Source organism: Curtobacterium sp. Csp2 (assembly GCF_013347165.1).
In genome coordinates, this window is record NZ_CP054593.1 from 8,401 (window position 1) to 22,090 (window position 13,690).

Annotated in this window: 11 protein-coding genes and 2 pseudogenes; 7 read left to right on the forward strand and 6 right to left on the reverse strand. The window is 72.2% G+C overall.

Annotated features, from left to right (window positions below):
- Positions 1 to 59 precede the first annotated feature (59 nt).
- Both HUN59_RS00055 and HUN59_RS00060 read right to left on the reverse strand, forming a co-directional pair.
- Positions 60 to 1,388, reverse strand: coding sequence for an MFS transporter (locus HUN59_RS00055; RefSeq protein ID WP_217483592.1), 1,329 nt, complete (start codon positions 1,386 to 1,388; stop codon positions 60 to 62).
- Between the two features lie 18 nt (positions 1,389 to 1,406).
- Positions 1,407 to 2,585, reverse strand: coding sequence for a zinc-binding dehydrogenase (locus HUN59_RS00060; RefSeq protein WP_174777138.1), 1,179 nt, complete (start codon positions 2,583 to 2,585; stop codon positions 1,407 to 1,409).
- 213 nt (positions 2,586 to 2,798) lie between these two features.
- On the opposite strand from HUN59_RS00060, the gene HUN59_RS00065 reads away from it, so the two are divergent.
- From HUN59_RS00065 to HUN59_RS00085, 5 genes are all read left to right on the forward strand, one after another.
- On the forward strand, positions 2,799 to 3,443 hold the full coding sequence (locus HUN59_RS00065) for a TIGR04282 family arsenosugar biosynthesis glycosyltransferase (RefSeq protein ID WP_174777139.1): 645 nt from the start codon (positions 2,799 to 2,801) through the stop codon (positions 3,441 to 3,443).
- A gap of 2 nt (positions 3,444 to 3,445) precedes the next feature.
- Positions 3,446 to 4,102, forward strand: coding sequence for a class I SAM-dependent methyltransferase (locus HUN59_RS00070; RefSeq protein ID WP_254629949.1), 657 nt, complete (start codon positions 3,446 to 3,448; stop codon positions 4,100 to 4,102).
- A gap of 144 nt (positions 4,103 to 4,246) precedes the next feature.
- Complete coding sequence (locus HUN59_RS00075; protein WP_174777141.1) at positions 4,247 to 4,492, forward strand: hypothetical protein; 246 nt, start codon at positions 4,247 to 4,249, stop codon at positions 4,490 to 4,492.
- Positions 4,493 to 4,531: 39 nt separating this feature from the next.
- Positions 4,532 to 6,151, forward strand: a complete 1,620-nt coding sequence (gene pgm, locus HUN59_RS00080; RefSeq protein WP_174777142.1) for a phosphoglucomutase (alpha-D-glucose-1,6-bisphosphate-dependent) — start codon at positions 4,532 to 4,534, stop codon at positions 6,149 to 6,151.
- A 201-nt stretch (positions 6,152 to 6,352) separates the two neighbouring features.
- A complete protein-coding gene (locus tag HUN59_RS00085) occupies positions 6,353 to 8,815 on the forward strand; it encodes an MDR family MFS transporter (protein WP_174777143.1) in 2,463 nt (820 codons plus the stop codon).
- A 63-nt stretch (positions 8,816 to 8,878) separates the two neighbouring features.
- Here the strand turns inward: HUN59_RS00085 and HUN59_RS00090 are convergent, their stop codons facing one another.
- Entirely contained in the window at positions 8,879 to 9,748 is an 870-nt protein-coding gene (locus HUN59_RS00090) for a DNA-methyltransferase (RefSeq protein WP_174777144.1), read from the reverse strand.
- An 85-nt stretch (positions 9,749 to 9,833) separates the two neighbouring features.
- Positions 9,834 to 11,189 carry a hypothetical protein gene (locus HUN59_RS00095; protein WP_174777145.1) on the reverse strand — a complete coding sequence of 452 codons (1,356 nt, stop codon included), beginning with the start codon at positions 11,187 to 11,189 and terminating at the stop codon, positions 9,834 to 9,836.
- Between the two features lie 116 nt (positions 11,190 to 11,305).
- Here HUN59_RS00095 and HUN59_RS00100 point away from each other — a divergent pair, with 116 nt between their 5' ends.
- Positions 11,306 to 11,590 (forward strand): GNAT family N-acetyltransferase, encoded by a 285-nt coding sequence (locus HUN59_RS00100; protein WP_144802804.1) that lies wholly within the window; start codon positions 11,306 to 11,308, stop codon positions 11,588 to 11,590.
- A gap of 6 nt (positions 11,591 to 11,596) precedes the next feature.
- On the opposite strand, the gene HUN59_RS00105 is transcribed toward HUN59_RS00100, so the two are convergent.
- A complete protein-coding gene (locus tag HUN59_RS00105) occupies positions 11,597 to 11,926 on the reverse strand; it encodes a hypothetical protein (RefSeq protein ID WP_174777146.1) in 330 nt (109 codons plus the stop codon).
- A gap of 47 nt (positions 11,927 to 11,973) precedes the next feature.
- Between HUN59_RS00105 and HUN59_RS19555 the strand changes: the two are divergent.
- Positions 11,974 to 13,056: pseudogene (locus HUN59_RS19555) on the forward strand (efflux RND transporter periplasmic adaptor subunit); the annotation flags it as partial.
- Positions 13,057 to 13,508: 452 nt separating this feature from the next.
- Here HUN59_RS19555 and HUN59_RS19560 read toward each other — a convergent pair.
- Positions 13,509 to 13,652 (reverse strand): annotated as a pseudogene (locus HUN59_RS19560) (ATP-binding cassette domain-containing protein); the annotation flags it as partial.
- Positions 13,653 to 13,690 lie beyond the last annotated feature (38 nt).

Genomic DNA, 13,690 nt, shown 5'->3' on the forward strand with positions numbered 1-13,690 from the left:
AGATGTGTATAAGAGACAGGTGGCCGTCCCACCGCCGCCCGGGGTCGGGTCGACGTGCCTCAGTGGGTGCCGCGGTGCGGGCGCCCCTGCGGCACGTCGAGGAAGTGGATCATCACGAACGCGCAGGCGTAGAGGCCGACGAACGTCCAGGTGACCGCCTGGCCGCCGCCGCCCAGCGCGAAGACCGCTGCGACGACGCCGGTGCCGAGGAACGCCGCGCCGCCGGCGGCCGTGGTGTACATCGCCATCGCGGCACCCTTGTGCTCCGGAGCGAGCGCCGGCATGATCGCGCCCATCGGGACGAAGCCCGCGAGCAGGCACCCGAACACGCAGCCGGCCACGACCGAGAGCACGTAGCCCCAGTCCGACCCGGCGGGCACCAGCTGCGGCACGTACCACCAGGCCACGAGCCCGGTCGCGGAGCCGACGATGCCGAACCACTTGACGGTGCGCTGCCAGCCGATGCGGTCGCCGACCCAGCCGAACAGGGCGTTCACCAGGATGTTCGTCGCGTAGACGCAGACGGTCATGAGCAGCCAGCGGCTCTGGCCCCAGCCGCGGTCGTTCGCGATCACGGCGGGCAGCACGACGAACATGCCGAACTCGGGTGCGGTGTTGATGAGGCGGACGAGGAAGCCCATCAGGATCTTCGGTCGCGTCGCGGTGAGGCGGATGCCGCTCGTCAGGACCCGCCAGGCGCTCTCCGCGGCCGGCGCGATCCGCGAGAAGCCGTTCGGCAGGCGGACGCCGAACAGCATGATGAGGAACCCGGCGACCACGAGGCCGATCGAGGCGATCATCGCGCCCGTCTCACCGATCGTCCCGCCACCGAACACCTGGATGGCCCCGATGGCGAACAGGGAGCCGAGCGTCGGCAGGCCACCGGTGAAGGCGACGTAGAACCACCCCACCGCTGCGCCGTTGCGCTCGACCGGCGTGGTGATGTTCACCCAGACCAGGAAGGCGAACGCGAAGAGCGGGTAGCCGAAGCCGCGCAGGGCGTAGGCGACGGCGGCGAAGGGCACGCTCTCGACGTTCAGCGCCAGCAGGAACAGCGCCTCGAAGACCACCCAGACGGCGAACCCGAGGATCATCACCCGGCGCGGCCCGATCAGGTCGGAGAGGGCGCCGGAGACGTAGCTGCCGATGAGGGCGGCGAGGCTGTAGAACGTCACGATCGTGGCGACGGTGGCCTCGGGGCTACCGAGGACCGCGACCATGTGCGGCGTGATGAAGTTCGACTCGACGCCGTTGCCCGTCATGAAGACGAGCACGGCGACGAAGCCGAGGGCGAGCGGACGGGGGATGCCCATCCGGTCGAGTCGACCCTCGGGGCGGGCGGCGGCGGTCGTGGGCGCGGTGGTGGTGCGCGCGGTCGTCGTCGACATCGCGGGACTCCTCGGCGCTCAGGCCCGCGCGGCGGACACGGTCGGGGCGGACGTGGTGGGCGCCGAGAGCGACGGGATGATCGACACCTTCACCGACGCGCCGGCGGAGTCGCCCACCAGGTCGAGGGCCTGCTGGAAGTCCTCGAGCGGGAACTGGTGCGTGCAGATCTCGTCCATCGGCAGCGTGCCCGACTCGAGCAGCTTGATCGCCGCCGGCCAGGTGTGCGGGCCGAGGTGGGCGCCCCGGACGTCGAGCTCCTTGTCGTCGGAGATGATCGACCAGTCGACCGAGACGGCGTCCTTGAAGACCGAGTACTCGACGAACGTGCCGAGCTTGCGGAGCAGGTTCAGGCCCTGGGGCACCGCGGAGGGGTGACCGGTCGCCTCGATGTAGACGTCGGCGCCGTAGCCGTCGGTGAGTTCCTTGACCCGGGCGACGGCGTCCTCCTGCGCGATGTTGATCGTCAGGTCGGCACCGACCTTGCGGGCGAGCGCGAGCTTGTCGTCGACGACGTCGAGCGCGATGATCCGCAGCGGGTTCTTCTGGCGGGCACCGGCGATGGCGGACAGGCCGATCGGGCCGGCGCCGGCGATCACCACGGTGTCGCCGAACCTGATCTCGCCGCGCTCGACGGCGTGGAAGGCGCAGGAGAGCGGCTCGGCGAAGGCGGCGACCTGGCCCGGCAGCGCGCGGTCGACCGGATGGGTCAGGGCCTTCGCCGGGACGAGCACGTACTCGGCCATCGCACCGTCGAAGCCCTTGAACCCGAACATGTCGTGGACGGCGCACATCCAGTAGGCACCCTCGAGGCAGTACCGGCACTCCCAGCACGGGACGATCTGCTCGCACGCGATCCGGTCGCCGAGCGTCACACCGCGCTTCGCGAGTGCGGCGTCGTCACCGGCGACGATCGTCCCGACGAACTCGTGGCCGGGGATCCGGTCGGCCTCCGCCCACGCCGGCCGGTTCTCGTCGCCCCAGAACTTCGCGGCGCCGTGGTAGCACTTCAGGTCGCTCGCGCAGATGCCGACGGCGTCGGTGCGGAGCAGCAGTTCGCCCGGGCCGGGCTGCGGCACCGGACGTTCCTCGAGTCGGTAGTCACCGGGCCCGTGCACCACGACGGCGCGCATCGTGGTCGGGATCTCGAGGTGCGCCTCACCCTGCGCCGGGGTCTCGGTCGTCGTCGTCGTCGACATGTGCTGGTCCTCCGTTGGTCAGCCGGGCGGGGCGCCCGTTCCGATGGTTCGGCGACGACTGTACACCCGTCGGAACAGATGTCCAGAACACAATTTCTGCTATGGTTCCCACACCACACCGATCCATCGCAAGGGAGCGACCATGACCGACGCCGTCGACAGCGCCACCGGCACCGACACCGCCACCGCCACCGCCACCGAGGGAGCCCGCTCATGACCGACGTCACCGTGGTGGTCGTGGCCAAGGAGTGTCTGCCCGGCAAGGTGAAGACCCGGCTGACGCCGGCCCTCACGCCCGAGGGCGCTGCGCGTGTCGCCGCGGCCTCGCTCGCCGACACGATCGCGACGGTGCGTGCGCTGCCCGCCTCGCGTCGGGTGCTGCTCTACGACGGCGTCGTGCTGCCGGACGGCACCGACGACTTCGAGGTCCTGCCGCAGGTCGGCGGCCTGGACGAGCGCCTCGGGGCGATGTTCGACGCGATGACCGGGCCGACGCTCCTGGTCGGGATGGACACCCCGCAGGCCTCGGCGGCGGACCTGTCCCCCGTGTTCGACGACCCCGACCGGGACGCGTGGTTCGGTCCGGCCGAGGACGGCGGCTTCTGGTCGCTGTACCTGCGCGAGCCGGACGGGGCCCTGCTCCGCGGTGTGCCGATGTCGCAGGACGACACCGGCGCCGTGCAGCGGTCGCGACTTGCCGACGCGGGGCTCGACGTGGGCCTGCTCGAGACCCTGCTCGACGTGGACACCGTGCCGGACGCCGACCGCGTCGCCGCGCTCGTGCCCGGCTCCCGGTTCGCCGCGGCCCTGCGCGACGAAACCCTGACCGAACTCGCCGAGTGCGGAGGTACCCGATGACGATGCACGACACCGTGACCTTCGGGGCCGGCGGCGGCGAGCCGTACGCCCGGGCCCTGCGCACCGACGGCAGCATCCGGCTCACGGACCCCGAGCGCCCGGACGTCACCGTCACGATGGACGTCGGCCGCTGGAACGCCGCCGCCGACCGGGTGGACCGGTCGCTGCTCGACGGCGCGGACGGCCCCGTGATCGACATCGGCTGCGGCCCCGGGCGGATGCTCGTCGCCGCACGGACCCTGGGCATCCCGGCGCTCGGCGTCGACGTCTCGGCCGAGGCCGTCGCGATCGCCCGACGCTCCGGCGGCACCGCGGTGCAGGGCTCGGTCTTCGACCCGATCCCGAGCGAGGGCCGCTGGGACACCGCGCTCGTCATCGACGGGAACATCGGCATCGGCGGGGACCCCGTCGCACTGCTCGCCCGCTGCGCCGCGATCGTGCGCGACGGCGGCCGGGTCGTCGTCGAGGCGCACCCGGACCCGACCGCCGACCGGGCCTTCACGGCGCATGTGGTGGACACGGAGGGGAACCGCAGCGCGGCCTTCCCGTGGGCCGAGGTCGGCATCGAGGCGCTCCTCGAGCACGCGGAGGCCGCCGGGCTGCGGCCGCGGCAGAGCTGGACCGCCGAGGGCCGGACGTTCTGCGAGCTCGTCGCCTGACCCATCGTCCCGCGTCGTGTTGTCTTGCATCGTGTTGTCTTGCATCGTGCAACACACGGGCGTAGGGTCGGGGTACCAGCCGACGGCGTCGTGACCGTCGGACCCGGCGGTGCACGAGCCTCGGCACGACGACGAGGAGCACCCGTGCAGAACCGACAGAACCCCCTCGGCGGCGCGTACGTCTCCGGTCTCGAGACCCGCGACGAGCTCGGCGCCTACGCGGTCGAGGCCGCCTGGCGTCCGATCGGCAGCTACACCGGCACCGGAGCCGGCCGCACGCTCGGCCGCTTCGTGGACGTGCAGTCCCGACGCCCGGGCACCGCGACGAGCTCGAACCGGACCGTCACCGGCTCGCTGCGCACGACCACGGGGTCCTTCCGCACCGCCTGACCGGCGACACGAGCAGGGGGCCGGTGCCAGGATGGGGACATGAACGACCGCGCCGGCACCCCCGCGACCGCAGACGACCTCGTCGACCTCGACGCCCTCCTGGCGGCCTACCACGAGCGCGTCCCGGACGTGTCGATCCCCGAGCAGAAGGTGGTCTTCGGCACCTCCGGTCACCGCGGCTCCTCGCTCGACACCGCGTTCAACGACACCCACATCGCCGCGATCACGCAGGCGATCGTCGAGTACCGCACGCAGCAGGGCACCGACGGGCCGCTCTTCATCGGCCGGGACACGCACGCCCTGTCCGCCCCCGCCGAGCAGACCGCGCTGCAGGTGCTCGCCGCGAACGGCGTCCGGGTCCTCGCCGACGCCCAGGACGGCTTCGTCCCGACGCCCGCGCTCAGCCACGCGATCATCGCGTACAACCGGGCGGGCAACACCGACACCGCGGACGGCATCGTCATCACGCCGAGCCACAACCCGCCCCGCGACGGCGGCTTCAAGTACAACCCGCCGCACGGTGGCCCGGCAGACAGCGACGCGACGTCGTGGATCGCCGACCGGGCGAACGCGATCATCGCCGGCGGCAACGCCGAGGTGCGCCGGCAGGACGCGACCACGGCGGAGGGCTACGACTACCTCGGCTCGTACGTCGCCGACCTCGAGCACATCATCGACATCGACGCGATCAAGCGCGCCGGGGTGCGGATCGGCGCGGACCCGCTCGGCGGCGCCTCGCTGCCGTACTGGGAGCGCATCCGCGACCACTACGGGCTCGACCTGACCGTCGTGAACCCCGAGGTCGACCCCCGGTGGGCGTTCATGACGCTCGACTGGGACGGCAAGATCCGGATGGACCCGTCGAGCGCGAGCGCCATGGCGTCCGTGGTGGCCCGCAAGGACGAGTTCGACGTCCTGACCGGCAACGACGCCGACTCCGACCGCCACGGCATCGTCACGCCCGACGGCGGCCTGATGAACCCGAACCACTACCTCGCCGTCGCGATCGAGTACCTGTACGCGCACCGGCCCGAGTGGCGTGAGGACGCGGCGATCGGCAAGACCCTGGTGTCGTCGAGCATCATCGACCGGGTCGCGGAGTCGCTCGGTCGGCGCCTGTGGGAAGTCCCGGTCGGCTTCAAGTGGTTCGTCCCGGGTCTGATCGACGGCTCGGTGGCGTTCGGTGGCGAAGAATCTGCCGGGGCGTCGTTCCTTCGCAAGGACGGCACCGCGTGGACGACCGACAAGGACGGCATCATCCTGGCGCTGCTCGCCTCGGAGATCATCGCCGTGACGGGCAAGACGCCCTCGCAGCTCTACACGGAGCTGACCGAGCGGTTCGGGGCGCCCGTGTACCAGCGCGTCGACGCCGCAGCCAGCAAGGAGCAGAAGGCCCGCCTGTCGAAGCTCGACGGGGACGCCATCACGGCCGACACCCTGGCGGGCGACCCGATCACCGCGAAGCTGTCGAAGGCCCCGGGCAACGACGCGGCGGTCGGCGGCGTGAAGGTGGTCACCGACCGGGCGTGGTTCGCCGCGCGCCCGTCAGGCACCGAGGACGTCTACAAGATCTACGCCGAGAGCTTCGTCGGGCAGGAGCACCTGGAGCAGGTGCAGCGCGAGGCCAAGGAGATCGTGGACGCTGCGCTCGGGGCGTAGTCCCAGCCCGCTGGTCCCCCGGGAGGCGTCGTCGGATCCGTCCGACGGCGCCTCCTCCACATCCCGCAACCACCCTGCCGATGTCCACAGGAACGCCGTCGGTGGGAACAACTGGGTTGCGTCGGTTGTATTTTTGCAGCGAGCGCAACCTTCGATCACCGGGACGGTCGCGCACGCACCAGCACGGGAGACCCGAAGCACATGACCCAGACAGCGACCGCACCTGCGGCTCCCACGACGTCCTCGAACGCCGTGATGAACCACCGGCAGATCCTGCTCGTCATCTACGGACTGATGGCCGGCATGTTCCTCGGTGCCCTCGACCAGACCATCGTCGGCACGGCCATCCGCACGATCGGCGACGACCTGCACGGGCTCGACCAGCAGGCGTGGGTCACGACGGGGTACCTCATCGCCTCGACCGTGACGACCCCGATCTACGGCAAGCTCTCCGACATCTTCGGCCGCCGACCGCTGTTCCTCACCGCGATCGGCATCTTCATCATCGGCTCGCTCGCCGCGTCGTTCTCGACCTCGATGCTCATGCTCGCCGGGTTCCGCGCACTGCAGGGCCTGGGTGCCGGTGGCCTGATGTCGCTGCCCCTCGCGATCATGGGCGACATGCTCGCCCCGCGCGAGCGTGCGAAGTACCAGGGCTACTTCCTGGCGGTGTTCGGGATCTCGTCCGTCATCGGCCCGCTCGTGGGCGGTCTGTTCGCCGGGGCCTCGCAGATCCTGTTCATCAACGGCTGGCGCTGGGTCTTCCTGATCAACGTGCCCGTGGGGATCGTCGCGCTCGTCATGGTGCTGACGTTCCTGCACCTGCCGAAGTTCGGCGACCGCGGCAAGCCCCGCATCGACTGGTGGGGCGCGATGCTCGTCATCGTCACCCTCGTCCCGCTGCTGCTCATCGCCGAGCAGGGCCGCGAGTGGGGCTGGGGCTCCCCCGGCGCCATCGCCTGCTACGCCATCGGCGCGCTCGGGCTCATCGCTTTCGTGATCGTCGAGCGCTCGATGGGCGACGACGCGATCCTGCCCCTCAAGCTCTTCGGCTCGCGGGTGTTCTCGATGGCGGCGGTGCTGAGCGTGCTGGTCGGCTTCGGCATGTTCGGCGCGATGCTGACCATCCCGCTGTACCTGCAGATCGTGAAGGGCGTGACCCCGACGGAGTCCGGCTTCGCCATGCTCCCGATGGTCCTCGGCCTGATGATCGCGTCGATCGCCTCCGGCCAGATCATCTCGCGCACCGGCAAGTACCAGGTGTTCCCGGTCACCGGCACGGCGTTCACCGCGATCGGCTTCACGGTCCTGACCTTCCTGACCGCAGACCGTCCGCTCTGGTTCCTCATGCTCGGCATGTTCGGCATCGGGCTGGGCCTCGGGCAGCTCATGCAGACGCTGACCCTGGCGGCTCAGAACTCGGTGAGCCCCCGGGACATCGGTGTCGCGACGAGCGCGGCGACGTTCTTCCGGCAGATCGGCGGCACCATGGGCACCGCGGTGCTCCTGTCCGTCCTGTTCACGCTGATGCCGACGAACATCACCGGCGCGATGCAGAACGAGTCGACGCTCAAGCCGGCCCTGACCGCCGCCCTCACGCCGTCCGTGGCGAACGCCTCCGAGAACAAGGGCGTGATGGACCAGATCTGGTCGAAGATCGTCCGCCCGGTCCAGCAGAACGTCCAGAGCGGGCTCGACAAGGGGGCCGCCGCGGCCAAGCAGGCAGCGGACCAGGCGGTCACGCAGAAGGTCACCGCGGCCGTCCAGCAGCAGGTCGCCGCCGGCGCCGTGCCCGCATCGGCCGCCGACAGCGTCATCGCCCAGCAGGTCGCGGCCGCGAAGCCGCAGGCCGAGCAGCAGGCGCTCGAGACGGTCGCGTCCAAGGCGAACGCCGAGGTCGTCGACGGCACGGTCCAGGTCGACTACAGCAACGCCGACCAGCGCAGCGCCGTGGTGGACGAGGTCGCCCCGAAGCTCGTCGACCAGCTGAAGAAGGGCGACACGGCGGCGAGCTCGGGAGCCGGATCGGCCACGAGCGACACCTCGTTCCTGAACGGCGCCGACCCGCGGCTCACCCGTCCGTTCCTCGTCGGGTTCAGCAGCTCGGCCGTCGTCGTCTACTGGGTCGGCCTCGCGGTCATCCTGCTCGCGTTCGTCCTGACCTGGTTCTTCCGCGTCCCGCCGCTCCGCAAGGTGTCCGCCCTGCAGGAGCAGGCGAACGCCGCCAAGGGCGCCGCCGGCGGGAACGGCACCGACCAGCTGTCCGCCGACGCCCAGCGCGCGGCCGCGAACACGGGCTCGCTCGTGTCCCCGGACACCGGTTCGATGCGGACCGTGCCCGTGTCGCCGGACGTCGCGGCGGCCCCGCAGCCCCGGAGCGCCACCTCGGCCGTCGGAGCGGGCGCGACCGGCGGGACGGCCACCGCGGTCGCGGACCGGGCGACCGACACGCGTGCACCGCTGCCGGACGCGACGACGCACGGTGCGCACGCCGCGGCGGCCCCGGTCGACGAGCCGGCCGCCACCACGGGGACCATCCGCACCCACCCGGCCCACGCGGCGGCCGGGACCGACGAGGCGGACGCGAGCCGCGCCTCCCGTCCGACCGCCCCGGCGGAACCGCAGACGGGACCGCACCCGACCCACGGACGCCACTCGGCGTAGCGGTCCAGGGGACGGCACGAGGGGCGGGTGCGACGCGACGGCGTCGGACCCGCCCCTCGGTCGTCAGCCCTCGGTGCCCTGCTGCTCCACCGACGCACCGGGCAGTCGCCGGCGCATGACGTCGACCGCGACCGGGTTGTGGTCGACCAGGACGAAGCGCCGACCGAGCGCGTGGGCGACGGCGCCGAGCGTGCCGCTGCCGGCGAAGGAGTCGAGGACCCAGTCACCCTCTCGTGAGGACGCCTGCACCATCCGGCGGAGCACCCCCTCGGGCTTCTGCGTCGGGTAGCCGGTCTTCTCGCTCCCGGTCGGCGACACGATCGTGTGCCACCAGACGTCCGTCGGGAGCTTCCCGCGCTCGCGCTTCTCGGGGGTGACGAGTCCCGGCGCCATGTACGGCTCGCGGTCGACGGCCTCGGAGTCGAACCAGTACCGCTCGGGGTCCTTCACGTAGACCAGGATCGTGTCGTGCTTGGTCGGCCAGCGCGACCGGGACTTCGCGCCGAAGTCGTACGCCCAGATGATCTCGTTGAGGAACGCCTCGCGGCCGAACAGCGCGTCGAGCAGGACCTTGGCGTAGTGGGCCTCGCGGTAGTCGAGGTGCAGGTAGAGGGTGCCGTCGTCCGCGAGCAGGCGCCAGGCCTCGAGCAGCCGCGGCTCGAGGAACGACCAGTAGTCCTCGAACCGGTCGTCGAAGCGCATCAGGTCGCCGCGGACCCGCTCGTACGTGCGACCCCGGAAGCCCGTGATCGTGGACGGTGATCCGGTGTCCCGCTGCACGGCGGTCACGGCGTGCCGACGCTGCTTCCGGCCGGTGTTGAACGGCGGGTCGAGGTAGACGACCGTGAACGCCCCGTCGGGCAGGGTCGGCGTGACGTCGAGGTTCTCGCCGAGCACGACCAGGTCGGGGCTGCGGTCGTCGATGGTGCGCACCGGACCATCCTCCCCGACCCGAGGCGGGCGCCGATGCCGTGGGTCGGCGCTCGGCGGCGGCGCCGAGCGTCGGTGCCCGCGCCGGTCAGGAGTTCGCGGCGTACCCCGGCTGGTCGGAGGCCGTCCGGCACGTCACCGCGCCGGCGTGCACGTCGGCTGCGTGCTCCGTCCCCCCGACGAACACGTCGGTGACCTTCCCGGCGTGCAGCGGGGTGACGACGGCGACGTCGTGCGGCTTCGTCAGGGACCCGACCGCGGCGTCGACGGTGAACTGCACGGCTGCGGCGGCGCAGTCCGCGGAGGGCGTGACGGCGAACGCCACGCAGTCCTCCTCGTCGCACCCGGCGGGCACGTCGGCGTCGGCCACCGTCGTGTCCTCGTGCTGGGTCGCCGTCACGCGGTCGCCGTCGGTCTCGTCGCCGGTCGCACAGGTCACGTCGCCGATGTCCGAGGCTTCTTCGTCGTAGTTCTCGACCAGGACCAGCGGGACGCCCTTCGTCAGGGTGACCGTGCGCTCCTCGATGCGGCTCGGCTGGTCGTCATCCGCCGAGGCGAAGAACCCGACCGTGACGATCGCCGTGCAGCTGTGGTCGCTCGTGATCTCCCACGGGTCGCAGGTGGTGGTGCCCGGGGTCATGTCGCAGGTGGCCTCCCACTCGTCGTCGGCGGCCAGCCAGTACGTCTTGATGCTGCCGTCGTCGGACGCCCAGCCGGGCTGCGGGGCATCGTCCCCGCCCGACGGGTCGTCCGCGGACGGGCCGCTGCCGTCCGTGCTGGACGCGGCGGACAGCTCCTGCCCGACGGAGTCGACGGCGGGGACCGCGGCGACGACGGCACCGCCGAGCAGCACGAGCGCCGCGACGCCCGCGGTGACACCGGCGAGCACGTGCTGCGCCCGCGGGATCGCCCGGGAGGGTGTGCCCTCGTGGAAGGGACGAGCAGACGGAACGGTCCAGGCGTCCGCGTCCCAGGCAGCGAGCGCCTCGTCCGGCGCCACGTCGGGGTGGGCCTGCGCGACCCGCGGCGGCAGCTCCCCGGCGCGGCGGGCGGCTGACCATGCACGGACCTCGGCCACGGCCTCGCTGATGCGGTCGCCGTACCGGACGACACCGACCACCCACAGGGCGGCACCGGCAACCAGGGTCGGGAGTGCGAAGACCGCGGGCAGGCCGAGCGCCCAGAGGACGACGGCGACGACGAACGACGCGACGGTCACCGCGGCGCCCACGGACAGCAGCACCAGCGCGGACCGGGGCACGCGACGGCGCAGCGCCCGGGTCGGCACCCAGAACGTCCAGCGCGCCGGGGCCGGGGGCACGTCCGCGGCGGGGCTCCACCCGGCGGTGGGTTCGGCGCCCTGGAAGAGCTCGACCCACTCGGGCGAGGGCGTGGGCCACCCGGGCGGGGTCCGGAAGCGCAGGGGCGGTGTCTGGTCGTGCACGAGGTGACAGTAGTGCGTTCCGGGAGCGGTCACAGCCCCGCGTTCGGGGATCGGCGGGAGCACTGCGCGGGACCGCAGCCGGAACGTCGTCAGGGCGGGGGCGTAGCGTCGCCCGCATGGCATCACCCGAGGTCCGGAACGACACCGACGCGCAGCAGTACTCCCTGGTCGAGGACGGCGAGGTGATCGGGTTCGCCGCGTACGAGGTGGACGGCGACGAGATCCGCTTCACCCACACCGAGGTCGACCCGGCACACCGCGGCGGCGGTCACGCGTCGATCCTCGTCCAGCACGCGTTGGACGACGTGCGCGAGGGCACGCGGCGGGTCGTCCCGCTGTGCAGCTACGTCAAGGCCTGGATCGAGCGGCACCCCGACTACCAGGAGCTGACGACCCGCTAGTCGGGATCAGTAGCTGCGGTCGAGCGTGCCGGGACGGGCCTCGTGCCGACCGGTGTGCCCGACCGTGGGCACCTTGATGAGCACGCTGCCGCTGAGCAGGTCGTGGTCGTCGTCGGCCGGCGTCGGGGCTTCCCGGGGCAGGCGTGACTGCCGTTCGTACTCGGCCTGGGACTCGTGCCGTGTCGGCGCGAAGACCTCGTCCATCATCGAGATGACGCCGCCGGATCCGCCCGAGCGAGTGGCCTTGTTCGACAGGTCGATCCACCCCAGGCGATCGGCGATCCACATCACGACGACCGCTGCGGCCACCGCCCCCATGAGGATCAACCAGTTCACGTGCCCGACGGTACGTCAGCCGGGCGGGTGACACCTCCGCCGCGCGGATGATCCTCGCGATCCGACCGGATGTGGCCCGGATCGGAGGACGTTCACGAAGCGGGCGCGACGGTCGGCGGAACCACTGGTTCTCCCGAGCCGGCCGCGAAGGAACGCGTCGACGCTCGCGGCATGGAGTCGAAGCAACAGCTGTGGGTGGCGATCGGGCTCGGTGCCGCACTCGTCCTCGGGGCGGTGCCGCCGTCGTGGTCCTGACCGCTCCCCCGGCGTCCGCGCACGCCGGGGCCCTCCTGACCGGGACCGTCCGGCAGGGATCGGTGTCGGCCGGGGTGAGCACCACGGGCAACGTCGCCCCGGTGTCGGAGACCGCCGTCGGGTTCGCCGTGCGCGGGACGATCGCGACGCTCGACGTGCAGGACGGGCAGACCGTCCAGGCAGGGCAGACGATCGCGACCATCGGCACGGCTGCCCTGTCCGGACAGTTGACCGACGCGCAGGCGGCGCTGTCGAGCGACGAGACCGCCCTGTCCGACGCGCAGACGGCGCTGACGGCGGCGGAGTCGACGCCGAGCACGACCGCCGAGTCGGTGACGACCAGGAGCGGGACCTCGGGTGCCGCGTCGGGGTCGGGCGCCGCGTCGGCGTCGAGCGCCTCGTCGGCGTCGGGCGTCGACCAGGCGCAGACGCAGGTCCTGGCGGACCAGGCGAAGGTCACCTCCGACCAGACGGCCGTCACGGACGCCCAGACCGCGGTCGGCGAGGCGACCCTGACGGCACCGGTCTCCGGCGCGGTCGTCGCGGTCTCCGGCGCGGTCGGGCAGACCGTGTCCGGCACCGGCTCGCAGACCGTGTCCCCGAGCGCCACGGGGTCGACGTCGACGAGCGGCGGATCGGGGTCGGGCGGCTCCGGGTCCGGTGGATCGGGTTCCGGCGGGACGAACGGCTCGTCGGGCACCGCGTCGTCGACCGGCTCCGGCGGGGTCGTGACGATCGCGGACACGTCGCACGACGTCGTCACCACGGACGTCCCCGAGTCCGAGGTCGGCGCGCTGAAGACCGGGCAGACGGCATCGGTGACGTACCCGGCGGCGAGCGGCGTCACGAGCACCGCCACCGTCACGGCGATCGCCCCGGTCGGGACCTCGTCCGCCGGTGTCGTGGTCTTCCCGGTCACCGTGACGCTCGCCGCCCTGCCGTCCGGCGTCCGGTACGGCGACACCGCCGACGTCACGGTCACCACGCAGTCGTCCCCGGCGAGCGCGCTGTCCGTCCCGGCGGCGGCGATCCACACGTCCGGGAGCGGGTCGTACGTCGACGTCGTCACCGGGGGCACGACGAAGCGGGTCCCCGTGACGACGGGCGTCGTCGGCACCGCCGGGACGCAGGTGAGCGGGTCCGGGCTGCGCGCCGGCGAGACGATCTCGCTCGGCACCGCAGCGGCGACCACCGGGACCGGCACGGGAGCCAGCGGGACCGGGTTCGGCGGGTCGGGCTTCGGCAGCGCCGGTCTCGGCAGCGCCACGTTCGCGAGCGCCGTCATCCGCTGGACCAGGTTGAAGGACTGGAAGACGAAGCCGAGGTCACGGTTCCGGACCCGGGCCAGGTCGTCCTCGGCGAGGAGCCGGACGTCGGTTCCGCCGAGCCGGTGCACGCCGTGCGTCGGGACGTCGAGGCAGCCGAGGATGTTCATCAGCGTCGACTTGCCGGACCCGGACGGACCCACCACGGCGACGTACTCGCCCCGCTCGACGACCAGGTCGATGC

What these genes read in the sequence shown, in the direction of transcription:
- HUN59_RS00055 (WP_217483592.1), bottom strand. Translation starts at nt 1,388, where the DNA reads ATGTCGACGACGACCGCGCGCACCACCACCGCGCCCACGACCGCCGCC.
- HUN59_RS00060 (WP_174777138.1), bottom strand. Translation starts at nt 2,585, where the DNA reads ATGTCGACGACGACGACGACCGAGACCCCGGCGCAGGGTGAGGCGCAC.
- HUN59_RS00065 (WP_174777139.1), top strand. Translation starts at nt 2,799, where the DNA reads ATGACCGACGTCACCGTGGTGGTCGTGGCCAAGGAGTGTCTGCCCGGC.
- HUN59_RS00070 (WP_254629949.1), top strand. Translation starts at nt 3,446, where the DNA reads ATGCACGACACCGTGACCTTCGGGGCCGGCGGCGGCGAGCCGTACGCC.
- pgm (WP_174777142.1), top strand. Translation starts at nt 4,532, where the DNA reads ATGAACGACCGCGCCGGCACCCCCGCGACCGCAGACGACCTCGTCGAC.
- HUN59_RS00085 (WP_174777143.1), top strand. Translation starts at nt 6,353, where the DNA reads ATGACCCAGACAGCGACCGCACCTGCGGCTCCCACGACGTCCTCGAAC.
- HUN59_RS00100 (WP_144802804.1), top strand. Translation starts at nt 11,306, where the DNA reads ATGGCATCACCCGAGGTCCGGAACGACACCGACGCGCAGCAGTACTCC.